The organism is Acidovorax sp. LjRoot204 (assembly GCF_056175785.1).
In genome coordinates, this window is the sequence record NZ_JBGFFF010000136.1 from 1 (window position 1) to 11,976 (window position 11,976).

The 11,976-nt window shown below is 64.7% G+C and carries 8 protein-coding genes; 3 read left to right on the top strand and 5 right to left on the bottom strand.

Going from position 1 to position 11,976, the window contains the following annotated elements:
- The coding region (bla, locus tag AC04MI_RS19360; RefSeq protein WP_476498455.1) for a class A beta-lactamase at positions 1-534 on the top strand (534 nt) is incomplete at its 5' end.
- Here the strand turns inward: bla and argA are convergent.
- The 4 genes from argA to AC04MI_RS19380 all read right to left on the bottom strand — a co-directional run bounded on the left by argA (position 531) and on the right by AC04MI_RS19380 (position 4,854).
- Positions 531-1,877, bottom strand: coding sequence for an amino-acid N-acetyltransferase (argA, locus tag AC04MI_RS19365; protein WP_476498456.1), 1,347 nt, complete (start codon positions 1,875-1,877; stop codon positions 531-533). The genes bla and argA overlap by 4 nt on opposite strands.
- An 86-nt stretch (positions 1,878-1,963) precedes the next feature.
- Positions 1,964-2,461, bottom strand: a complete 498-nt coding sequence (locus AC04MI_RS19370; RefSeq protein WP_146871077.1) for a hypothetical protein — start codon at positions 2,459-2,461, stop codon at positions 1,964-1,966.
- A gap of 34 nt (positions 2,462-2,495) precedes the next feature.
- A complete protein-coding gene (locus AC04MI_RS19375; RefSeq protein ID WP_436078645.1) occupies positions 2,496-4,607 on the bottom strand; it encodes an ATP-binding protein in 2,112 nt (703 codons plus the stop codon).
- A 1-nt stretch (position 4,608) separates the two neighbouring features.
- The gene (locus AC04MI_RS19380; RefSeq protein ID WP_015014345.1) at positions 4,609-4,854 is read right to left on the bottom strand and encodes a hypothetical protein; all 246 of its coding nucleotides are present in this window, start codon (positions 4,852-4,854) and stop codon (positions 4,609-4,611) included.
- A 359-nt stretch (positions 4,855-5,213) separates the two neighbouring features.
- Between AC04MI_RS19380 and hrpA the strand changes: the two genes are divergently transcribed.
- The gene (gene hrpA / locus AC04MI_RS19385; protein ID WP_476498457.1) at positions 5,214-9,359 is read left to right on the top strand and encodes an ATP-dependent RNA helicase HrpA; all 4,146 of its coding nucleotides are present in this window, start codon (positions 5,214-5,216) and stop codon (positions 9,357-9,359) included.
- A 53-nt stretch (positions 9,360-9,412) separates the two neighbouring features.
- On the opposite strand, the gene AC04MI_RS19390 is transcribed toward hrpA, so the two are convergent.
- The gene (locus tag AC04MI_RS19390) at positions 9,413-9,817 is read right to left on the bottom strand and encodes a GNAT family N-acetyltransferase (RefSeq protein ID WP_436078647.1); all 405 of its coding nucleotides are present in this window, start codon (positions 9,815-9,817) and stop codon (positions 9,413-9,415) included.
- 468 nt (positions 9,818-10,285) lie between these two features.
- On the opposite strand from AC04MI_RS19390, the gene AC04MI_RS19395 reads away from it, so the two are divergent.
- Positions 10,286-11,971, top strand: coding sequence for a long-chain fatty acid--CoA ligase (locus AC04MI_RS19395; RefSeq protein ID WP_476498458.1), 1,686 nt, complete (start codon positions 10,286-10,288; stop codon positions 11,969-11,971).
- The last annotated feature ends 5 nt before the right edge of the window (positions 11,972-11,976 follow it).

An 11,976-nucleotide genomic window follows, 5' to 3' on the forward strand; every position in this document is an offset into this window, starting at 1 on the left:
GTGGGTGAGCTGTGCTCTGCCACCGTCAGCCTGAGCGACAACACCGCTGCCAATGTGCTGCTGGCCCGCCATGGCGGCCCGGCCGGGTTCACCGCGTTCGTGCGTTCGCTGGGTGACGAGGTCACGCGGCTGGACCGCACCGAGCCCACGCTGAATGAGGCTGCCGTGGGCGACCCGCGTGACACCACCACGCCGCTGGCCATGCTGCAGACCATGCAGAAACTGGTGCTGGGCAACGCGCYCAGCTCCATGTCCCGGGCCTGGCTGCAGCGCTGGCTGGTGGAGACCAGCACGGGCGATAAGCGCCTGCGTGCCGGTGTGCCGGGCTGGAAGGTGGGCGACAAGACGGGCACGGCGGGCGAGAGCGGCACGGCCAACGACATTGGCGTGTTGTGGCCCGCGGGCGGCGGCGCGCCGGTGCTGGTGACCTGTTACCTCACGCGCTCCAAGGCGTCGCCGGAGCAGCGGGATGCGGCGATTGCGCAGGTGGCGCGCGCCGTGGCGGCCGCGCGCGAGACTTTCACCCGCTCTTAGAGCTTCTTGACCAGCACCTGGCTCTTGCGGTCCCAGTTGTACTTGCGCTTGCGGGCGTCGGGCAGCCAGTCCGGGTCCACGGGGGAGAAGCCGCGCTTGATGAACCAGTGCATGGTGCGGGTGGTCAGCACAAAGATGCTGTCCAGCCCCAGCAGGCGCGCGCGCTGCTCGATGCGCTTGAGCAGCTTTTCGCCGTCGCCCGTGYCCTGGCTTTGCGGCGATACCGTCACCGCAGCCATCTCGGCCGTCTTGGCTTCGGGGTAGGGGTAGAGCGCCGCGCAGCCAAAAATCACGCCGTCGTGTTCGATGATGGTGTAGGTGGCGATGTCGCGCTCGATCTCGGTGCGGTCGCGCTTGACCAGCGTGCCGTCSYKCTCGAAGGGCTCGATCARCTGCAGGATGCCGCCCACGTCGTCAATCGTGGCCTCGCGCAGCTCTTCGAGCTTTTCGTCGATGACCATGGTGCCGATGCCGTCGTGCACATAGACCTCCAGCAGCAGCGAGCCGTCCACCGCAAACGGCAGGATGTGGCTGCGCTCCACGCCGGCCTTGCAGGCCTTCACACAGTGCTGAAGGTAAAAGCCCGTGTCGGTGGGCTGCTGCGCCGGGGGCAACTGGGCCAGCAGCGCCTGCGCGGCGGCCAGCGGCARCTCGGTGTCGATGGGGTTGTCKTCGCTCTCGGGCTCGGTGGGCGACATGCGGATGCCCTGCACCTCGGTCAAAAAGATGAGCTTGTCGGCCCGCAGCTCGATGGCCACGCTCGTGGCCACTTCTTCCATGCTCAGGTTGAAGGCCTCCCCCGTGGGCGAAAAGCCAAACGGCGACAGCAGCACCAGCGCGCCCATGTCCAGCGTGCGCTGGATGCCGGCCACGTCCACCTTGCGCACCAGGCCCGAGTGCTGAAAATCCACCCCATCCACAATGCCCACGGGCCGCGCCGTGAGAAAGTTGCCCGAGATCACCCGCACCGTGGCGCCCGCCATCGGCGTGTTGGGCAGGCCCTGGCTGAACGCTGCCTCGATCTCGTAGCGCAACTGCCCGGCGGCCTCCTGCGCGCAGTCGAGCGCCACAGAGTCAGTGATGCGGATGCCATGCGAATACTTGGCCGCATGCCCCTTGGCCGCCAGCTGCTCGTTCACCTGCGGGCGAAAACCGTGCACCAGCACGATCTTCACGCCCATGGCCTGGATCAGTGCCAGGTCTTGCGCAATGCTGTGCAGCTTGCCGGCCGCAATCGCCTCACCYGTCAGCSCGAYCACAAACGTCTGGTTGCGGAACTTGTGGATGTAGGGCGCCACCGAGCGGAACCAGGGSACGAAGGTGAAATTGAAGACGGCGGACATGGAGAAAGGTGTTTGGGGCAGTGGTGGTAATGCGCGAGGAGCGAATGATAAGTGTCCTTAGCGACCGGGTGCTGGGATTTGCACGCTCAGCCAGGGTGACCGACGAACAGCGCTGCGATGCGGCTGCGCCAGCGTTCGGCATCTTCCCGCCGGTCAAACCCGCCCAGGTGCATGGGGCGCTCGCCACGCACTGTCAGGCGCAGCACATGGTAGGGGCCGTCTTCTGAGGTGCGTTCCACCACCTCTGGTGGTGCAAAGCGATCAAACGCAATGTGCACAGTGCGGCCCACCAGCGGCCAGCGCGAGGTGCGCCGCACCTGGCGCCTGGCTGGGTCGAAATGTAGCGTCAGCACCCGCCCCAGAGCAATCGCCAAAAACAGCGCACCCATGGCGCAGGCCGCCACCACACACGCGGCGGCCAACAGCAGGTGCAGCCACGGCGTCCGGGCCGTGGCGTGCATCACAAAGGGAACAGGAATCAGGAACATGCCCAGCGCAATGGTGCCCACAAAGAGGCGCATCGGCACCGAGATGTGCTCGGCGTAGTGCAGCCCGTCACCGGACTCGGAAAACCCGCTGGCCATTTTGATCCTTGGTCCTTCGCCTTCGTGCTGGGTGTTACGCCAGCTGGGGTGCAGCGGATGCCGCCCCGCGCGCGCGAAACGCGCTGAGTTTGGCACCAAAAGGCTCCAGCACCAGGCCTTCTTCGGGCAGGGTGCCTGCGGCATCTGAGGGGGGCGCCAGCGCAATGCCGCAGCCCTGGAGCAGCGCCACCATCTCCGCAGGGGCGATGGTGCCGTGTGCCAGCAAGGCGTCCACCGTGCGCCCCAGTGCCTCATGGTGCGTGGTCAGCAGCGCCTGGGCACGCTGGTATTGCTGCTGCATCAGCGCCTCGATGGCCTTGTTGCTCGGGCCGATGTCGGTGTTGACATGGTTGTCCATCTCCACGGTGACATCGGTGCGGGCCAGCCGCGCGCCAAAGCCATGGTGGCGGATGTAGCGCGCTGCCTCGGCCGTCACCTGCTTGAAGTCCTGCTCGGCGCCCGTGGTGCAGGCCATTTCGCCAAACACCAGCTCTTCTGCCACGCGGCCTGCCAAGCCTACGCACATCATGTCGAGCGCGTTCTGGCGCGTGGTGGCCTTGAGGCTGGAGAAGCTGTTGTAGCCGCCCTCGAACGAGGCAATGTTGATCTTCACCTCTTGCGGAGCGTGGCCGAACAACACGCAGTACGCCAGCCCGTGACCCGCCTCGTGCACCGCCAGCAGGGCACGAAAGTCTGCATTGGCACGTTGCTTGAGCCGGTTCAGCTCCAGCGTCACCGCAAACGCGGCCTGAACTGCGCCCTCCGGTCCTTGGCCCGACACCAGCAGGTGGCGCTTGTCGGGCGCCAGGTGAATGGCGAACTCCTGGTCCGTTGAGAGCTGCTCCTGCACCACCCACAACGCCGCGTTGACCAGGTTGGCGCTCAGGATCGCATGCACCGACGAGAACAGTGGCCGCGTGCCCTGCGCAGGGAACACCGCGTTGGCATACAGCTCGCTCAGCACATCCTGCCCGATGGCAAACCGCACGCCGCATTGCGCTGCAATATCGTCCACATAGCGTGTGCACAGGTTATGGATGAGGCGCTCATACGTCGCCTTGCTGAACGACGGGTAGACCACATGTTCATTGCCCAGCCGCGCGATCTGCTCGGGCTTGAAGCGTTCGCCCAGCGCCTTCTTCACATCGATGAGCGACAGCTTGCGGGTCAGGCGGTGAAAGATGTCGGCATCGGTGTCGCAGTCTTCCACGCGCTGCGCGGTCTCGTGGTACATCTCGTCGAGGTTGCCGCACATAAACACCAGCAGCTTGCTGTAGTCGGTCTCCCATGCATGGCTGGACTGTTGAAAGTTGGCAAACAGCGCCTGCACCTTGGCGGGCGGCCACTGCATGATGGCGGACAGCGGCTCCTGCAGCTTCAGCATGCGCTTGAGTTCTTGCGCATCCCAGGCGTCCAGTTGAAAGCGGTAGGGCTTCTTGCCTGCGCGGTCGTCATCGCCATCTTCGGCGCGCTCAGCCTCGTAGTGCGCATCGGCCAGCTTGCGCTCGATGTTGGACAGTGCGCTCAACGCGGGTGGCAGGCGCCCGTCGGACAGCAGTGTCCACACGTCCTGGTAGCGCTCCACCTTCACGTCGGCGCCCTTGGTGTCCACCGTGCGAAAGCGCTGGAACTCGTCCAGCACCAGGATGCCCGGCATGCCTTCGTGAATGCCCGAGTCGCCCARCATGCCCGAGATGGACGAGCTGCGGTAGCTCGCGCCGTGGCTGAAGCCGTCCATCTGCACTTCCACAAACCGGTCGTAAAAGCCCAGCAGCTGGGCCAGCCGCCGCGTGAGCTGCGTCTTGCCTGTGCCGGTCAGGCCCCACAGGCAGACGATGACCGGCCGGGTGATGAGCTGCGGCAGCACGTACCAGGCGCGGATGGCATTGATCACACGGTCGATCACGTCGTCGATGCCGAACAGCTCGGCTTTCAGTTGCAACGCCGCGTGGGCCAAAGTCTGCTGGCGCGCGGCCAGCTCTGCGCTGCTGGCAACCGGTGTGAGGGGCGCGGTGGCCTGGGCACGCACAGGGTGCGCTGACCGCATCGGGGATGGATGCGCTGCCAGCGTTGGCGCACCGGCCAGCGCAGGATGCGGGGTGGGATGCCGCTGGTGTGGCGGCAGTGGATTGTTGAAGGGATTCATGTCAATCGTTCAAAAAGGGGTTCTGGATCGCCTTGCGCAGGGCGACGTTGTCCGCACGGCGCTGGGCCCCACGGGTTCGGATGTGCTTGCCTGCCGCGCTGGACAGGCTGCGTTGGGCCAGCGCTGCGGCCACAGGGTTTCGGGGCGGGCCCGAGGCTTCGAGCTTCAGCACCAGGGGCTGCTTCATGCGACGCAGCTTCTTGATTTCACCCTGGGCGAAGGCCCGAGACAGTTTTTTGGCACTCATGGTGTGCACGTACTCCACAAACAAAAAACCCCGGCGATGGAGCCAGGGCTTGCGGAGCGCGTGAAAGAGTGCGCGGGTGCATTTGCCATGGCTGAACTGTGTGTGCACAGTCCAGCCGGGGCGGTGGACTGTGGTCAGACGGGTGCGGCGTAAAGGGCAGACATGTCGGAGACCTTCAGGGGTTTGTTCGGGCCGTGCGCCGAGGGTGGCGCTGAACAGGGGCTTGCGAAGAATGGGCGCGATTTTGGCGGCGCTGGCGGGCTTTGGCAACGAAAAGCGCTGAAAACGCGGCGAAATGTCGTACCAAAAGCACAGATGCAGCGCAGGGGGCAGGGTGCTGCTATCGATAATGCGGGCCTATGTCCTCTTCTGATCCGCGTTTGCCTGCGTCGTCCCGCGTTCCTGCTCCAGCACCCGTATCTGCACCCGCCGCGCCGCCAGCGCCGCTGCGCATCACGTTCCCCGAGTCGTTGCCGGTGTCGGGCAAGCGCGACGAGATCATGGAGGCCATCACCAAGCACCAGGTKATCATCGTGTGCGGTGAAACGGGGTCGGGCAAGACCACCCAGCTGCCCAAGATTGCGCTGGCGCTGGGCCGCGGCAAGTGCAATGCCAAGCCGGGACAGAAAGGGCAGCTGATTGGCCACACCCAGCCACGCCGCATTGCGGCCAGCAGCGTGGCCAAGCGCATTGCCGAAGAGCTGAACACGCCGCTGGGCGACGTGGTGGGCTTCAAGGTGCGGTTCCAGGACCGCCTCTCGCGCGATGCGTCCGTCAAGCTCATGACCGACGGCATCTTGCTGGCCGAGACGCAGACCGATCCGCTGCTCAAGGCCTACGACACCATCATCATCGACGAGGCGCACGAGCGCAGCCTCAACATCGACTTTCTGCTGGGCTACATCCGCCAGATCCTGCCGCGCCGGCCGGACCTGAAGGTCATCGTCACGTCGGCCACGATTGATGCGGACCGGTTTGCCAAACACTTTGAAAGCGCCAAGGGGCCGGCCCCGGTCATCATGGTGTCGGGCCGCACCTTTCCGGTGGAGCAGCGCTACCGCCCGTTTGAAGAGAGCCGCGACTACGGTCTGAACGAGGCCATTGCCGATGGCGTGGACGAGCTGTGGCAGGGGAATGCGGCGGGTGACATCCTGGTCTTTTTGCCCGGTGAACGCGAGATCCGCGAGGCTGCCGACCACCTGCGCAAGCACCTGTCGCACCAGCCCGTGATGCGCAATGCCGAGGTGCTGCCGCTGTTTGCGCGCCTCAGTCAGGCCGAGCAGGACCGCATCTTTGACGGCCATACGGGCCGCCGCATCGTGCTGGCCACCAACGTGGCCGAGACCTCGCTCACGGTGCCGGGTATCCGCTACGTGATTGACGCAGGCACAGCGCGCGTCAAGCGCTATTCATTCCGCAGCAAGGTGGAGCAGCTGCTGGTGGAGCCCATCAGCCAGGCCGCAGCCAACCAGCGCGCGGGCCGCTGCGGGCGCGTGGCCAACGGCATCTGCATCCGCCTGTACGACGAGGCGGACTTCAACAGCCGCCCGCGCTTTACCGACCCCGAAATTTTGCGCAGCTCGCTCGCGGGCGTCATCCTGCGCATGAAGTCGCTGCACCTGGGCGATGTCACGCAGTTCCCGTTCATCGAGGCGCCTTCGGGCCGCGCGATTGCCGACGGTTACCAGCTGCTGGCCGAGCTGGGTGCGGTGGACGATGCGAACGAACTCACCACCATGGGTGTGGAGCTGTCGCGTCTGCCGCTCGACCCGCGCGTGGGCCGCATGATCATCGAGGCGCGCGACCGCAAGGCGCTGGACGAGGTGCTCATCATCGCCAGCGCACTGAGCGTGCAGGACGTGCGCGACCGSCCSATGGAGGCACAACAGCAGGCCGACCAGGCGCACGCCAAGTTCGACGACGACAAGAGCGAGTTCAGCGGGTATCTGAAGCTGTGGAAGTGGATCAACGAGGCCCGGGGCGGGGCGCCCAGCCTGCCGTCGGCCCGCGCCCAAAAGGCCATGGCCGCGCAGAAGGCGCCTTCGCAGGCGTATCTGCCGGTGGCGCAGCGAAGCGGCGGGGGCAGCCCAGCGGCAGCGCCTCCTGCACCTGCACCTGCACCCGCTGTCGCCGCAGTGGCCCCGGCCGCCACCCACAAGCTCAGCAACCGCCAGTACGAGCAGCTGCTGCGCCAGAACTTCATCAGCATCCGCCGCCTGCGCGAGTGGCGCGACATCCACACCCAGCTGCTCACGGTGGTGACCGAGCACAAGTGGCAGATCAACACGCAACCCGCGAGCTACGAGCAGCTGCACCTGTCCATGCTGGCCGGGCTGCTGGGCAACGTAGGCTGCAAGAGTGACGAGGAAGACTGGTACCTGGGCGCGCGTGGCATCAAGTTCTACAAGCACCCCGGCGCGCACCTGAACAAAAAGCCCGGCCGCTGGATCATCGCGTCGGAACTGGTCGAGACCACGCGCCTGTTTGGCCGGGGCATCGCCGCCATCGAGCCGCAGTGGCTGGAGCAGATCGGCGGCCATTTGCTCAAAAAGCAGTTGCTGGACCCGCACTGGGAGAAGAAGTCCGCCGAGGTGGTGGCGCTGGAGCGCGCCACGCTCTACGGCATCGTGGTCTACAACAACCGCCGCGTGAACTTTGGCAAGGTGGACCCGCACGCTGCGCGCGAGGTGTTCATCCGCGAAGCCCTGGTGGGTGGCAACTGGGAGACGCGCCTGCCCTTCCTGGCCGCCAACCAGAAGATGATCGCCAAGGTGGAAGAGCTGGAGCACAAATCCCGCCGGCAGGACGTGCTGGTGGACGACGAACTCATCTACGCCTTCTACGACCAGCAACTGCCGCCCGAGGTGTGCAGCGGCCATGGTTTTGAGGCCTGGTACCGCGAAGAAAGCAAAAAGCAACCCGACCTGCTCAAGCTCACCCGCGAGGAGCTGATGCGCCACGAGGCCGCCGGCATCACCACCAACGCCTTTCCCAAGACGGTGCGCCTGGGCGGTGTGGACTGCGCTGCAAGCTATCTGCACGAGCCCGGCGATGCGCGTGACGGCATCACCGTGACCATCCCGCTCTTYGTGCTCAACCAGGTGAGCGAMGAGCGCTGCGARTGGCTGGTGMCSGGCATGCTCRAGGACAAGATCCAGGCSCTGCTCAARAGTCTGCCGCAGCGCCCGCGCAGCCGCTTTGTGCCGCTGCCCGACAGCGCCACGCGCCTGGCCGAGCTGCTGGGCGCACCCGAGCGCTTTGGCATCGGYGGCCTGACCGAGGTGCTGCTCAAGCAGGTGCGCGACGAAACCTCGCTCGACGTSAAGCGYGCCGACTTCAAGCTCGACATGCTCAGCCCCCATTTGTTCATGAACTTCCGTGTGGTGGACGAGCACGGCCGCCAGCTGGGGCATGGCCGCAACCTGGGCGCACTCAAGGCCGAGTGGGGCGCCAAGGCGCGGGGCGCGTTCCAGGCGCTGGCGGGGCTCAAATTGGGCAGTACAGCCGCCGATGCAGCGGATTTGAAGCAAAAAGCGCCGCAGGCGCTAGAGAATCATGCCCGGGGTGCTATCAAATCAGGAGTTAACGGGCCAGGCCCAGCGGCCAAGCCAGGCGGCACGACGCTTTCCGCACCCGCTGCACCATCGACCCCTGCAGGCCAGCGCTACACCACCTGGACATTCGGCGAGCTGCCCGAACTCATGGAGATCAGGAAGGCCGGCCAGACGCTGATCGGCTTTCCGGCCCTGATCGACGGTGGCGACGCCGTGACCATCGAAGTCTTCGACGAACCCGAGGTGGCCGCCGCCAAGCACCGCGCGGGCCTGCGCCGCCTGTTTGCGCTGCAGATCAAGGACGCCCTCAAGTACCTCGAAAAGAACATCCCCGATCTGCAGAAGATGGCTGTGGCCTATATGCCGCTCGGCACGCAGGAAGAGCTGCGCACCCAGATCATCGACGTGGCGCTGGACCGTGCCTTTTTGCTCGACCCGCTGCCCACCGACGAATACGCCTTCAAGCGCCGCGTGGAAGAGGGCCGGGGCCGCCTCACGCTGATCGCCAACGAGGTCGCCCGCCTGGCCGCCACCATCCTCACCGAATATGCAGCCGCCGCCCGCAAGATCAAAGACACGAAGAACGCGCCCGACGCGACAGCGGACGCCATGCAGCAGCTACAACGCCTGGTCCCCAAGAACTTCATTGCCGTGGCCCCCTGGGCGCAACTGGCGCACTACGCCCGCTACCTCAAGGCCATCACCCTGCGCCTGGACAAATACCGCGCCGACCCCGCCCGCGACGCCGCCAAGCTGGCCGAGCTGCGCCCGCAAGAGCAGCGCTACTGGCGCCTGGTCGCCGAGCGCAAGGGCGCGGTGGATGCCCGCATGCAAGAGCTGCGTTGGCTGCTGGAGGAACTGCGCGTGAGCTTCTTTGCGCAGGAGCTGCGCACGCCCCAGCCGGTCAGCGTGAAGCGGCTGGACAAGTTGTGGGCGCAGGTCAATAGTTGACTGAAGTTATCTCCGGCGGTGAGACGGTTGGTCTCACCTACAAGGACCGCCATTTAGTGCAGTAGCTCGAGCGAAGCGGTCGTGTGAAGCCGTTTTTGCATCAGTGTGCCGGTATGTTTCGTTTGATCTACACCCACAATCTCCTGAAGACCGTCCACCGTGACGAAACCGTTGCGTTTCCAAAATGCAATCAGGCTGGGGCTGGGAGGTGAAACATGGAGCAAGATCGTGTCAGAAAACTGGGCTAGTTCCTTGTCGAGAAGAAGAATAACGTCGTGCCCCAGACCGCGACCGCGAAAGTCTGCATCAATGAGCAAGAAGGAAATATAGGCTGGCGATTCCTTCGTCGCGGGTTTTTGGACCGCCACGATTCCGACTACCCGGGTTATTGCTTCCTTTAGCAACACTTCGTAGAAAACATTAGAACCCAGCGTTCCTTGGGTGAGGCCCTCGAGCACAACTCGACTATCCACTTGCCTCTCATCTCGAAAAAACAGCGGAATCTTCCGATGTGTCAGCTGATTCAGTACAGCTTCAACGTAGGCTGGCCTAGCGTGAATGGAGGCAAGGGAGATATGGCTTGTCTTATGCAATTTTCTACTTTAAGGAGAGAGGGTTATTACCTGTATGCAAGGCCATTCTAAGGATCGAACGCAACGATGAACTTCATGTTCAAAACGAATCTGCGGATTTAATGTGACACTTCGTATCCAAAACGAATCTGCGGAATTAATGTGACTCACGCGCATCACAAAATGCGAGAGCTCACTCGCGCTTAGATTGCCAAAGGTGTGATAAGGCGGAGGCGAGGCAGAATCGATGGCCCAGGGGGGGCGGTCGCGTTGGCGACGCTTGCCGAGGGGCACCCCATTGTCGTGCTGAGGGCTGCGAACTAGGCTTGCGATCAAAAGGAGACTGTCTGCCCCATGCGCCCTCACTACAAGTTCTGGCCCCGCCGCCTTCCCCACGCCATCACACTGCCTGCCACCCCGCTGTGGGACAACCTGGCGACCAATGCACGTCGCTACCCCGACAAGGCGGCGTTGGTGTTTTTCGGCACCGCGGTCAGCTACCGGCAACTGATGGAAGGCGCGGAGCGCCTGGCTGCGCGGCTGGCGCAACTGGGCGTGMAGCGSGGCGACCGCGTGGTGCTGKRCATGCAGAACTGCCCGCARCTGGTRRTSGCYCAYTTYGCSATCYTGCGCGCYAATGCGGTGGTGGTGCCSGTCAACCCSATGAACCGGGCYGAGGAGCTCAAGCACTACATCRYCGAYCCYGACRCCAAGGTGGCSATCACCACCGGTGATCTGGCCCCGGAGATGGCCAAGGCCAGCAATGCGTTGGCCCCTGGCGAGCGGCTGGCGCATCTGGTGGTCACGCAGTTCTCGGATGCGTTTGACGTGGCCGTGACCGGCATGGATGCGCCCCCCGAGGCGTGGATGGACTGGCTGGGCACGCGCCACCCCTTGCCGGCGCTGGAGGGCGGGCAAGCCCACGCCTGGGTAGATGCCCTGGCTTGTACTGATGCGCCCCCCGCTTTGTTGGTAGGCCCGGCCGACCTGGCGCTGCTGCCCTACACCAGTGGCACCACGGGGCTGCCCAAAGGTTGCATGCACCTGCACAAAAGCATCATGCACAACACGGTGGCCGCCAGCCTGTGGGGCAATGGGTCTGCCGACAATGTGACGCTGGCGGTGGTCCCCATGTTCCACATCACCGGCATGGTGAGCGTGATGCACACGTCGATTTACTGCGGCGCCACGCTGGTCATCATGCCTCGCTGGGACCGCGACCTGGCCGGGCGCCYGATATCGCGCTACCAGGTCACCACCTGGACCAACATTCCCACCATGGTCATCGACCTGCTGGGCAGCCCGAACTTTGCCAGCTATGACCTCTCCAGCCTGGCCTATATCGGTGGTGGCGGAGCGGCCATGCCGCAGGCCGTGGCGCAGCGCCTTCTGGAGCAATATGGCCTGCGGTATGCCGAGGGCTATGGCCTGACCGAAACGGCCGCTCCGTCGCACGCTAACCCGCCGGACCACCCCAAGCAGCAGTGCCTGGGCATTCCGTTCATGAGCACCGATGCGCGGGTGATTGACCCCGACACGCTGCAGGAGCTGCCCGTGGGCGAACAGGGCGAGATCATCATCCATGGCCCCCAGGTGTTCGAGGGCTACTGGAAGCGGCCCGATGCCACGGCGTCAGCCTTCATCGAGTTCGAGGGCAAACGGTTCTTCCGCTCGGGCGACCTGGGGCGCATGGATGAGGATGGGTACTTCTTCCTGACCGACCGGCTCAAACGCATGATCAATGCCAGCGGCTTCAAGGTGTGGCCGGCCGAGGTCGAGGCGTTGATGTTCCGCCACCCTGCGATTCAGGAGGCCTGCATCATCGCGGCCAAGGACAGCTACCGGGGCGAGACAGTCAAGGCGGTGGTGGTGCTGCGCGCYACSCACAAGGACACGACCGAGCAGCRGATCATCGACTGGTGCCGCGAGAACATGGCCGTCTACAAAGTGCCGCGCATCGTTCAGTTTGTGCCGGCGCTGCCCAAGAGCGGCAGTGGCAAGGTGATGTGGCGCGCGCTGCAGGAGCAGGAAGCGCAGTGATGGGC

Excerpts from the sequence above, each read along its gene's own strand:
- AC04MI_RS19370 (WP_146871077.1), bottom strand. The coding sequence starts at position 2,461 with ATGGCCAGCGGGTTTTCCGAGTCCGGTGACGGGCTGCACTACGCCGAG.
- AC04MI_RS19380 (WP_015014345.1), bottom strand. The coding sequence starts at position 4,854 with ATGAGTGCCAAAAAACTGTCTCGGGCCTTCGCCCAGGGTGAAATCAAG.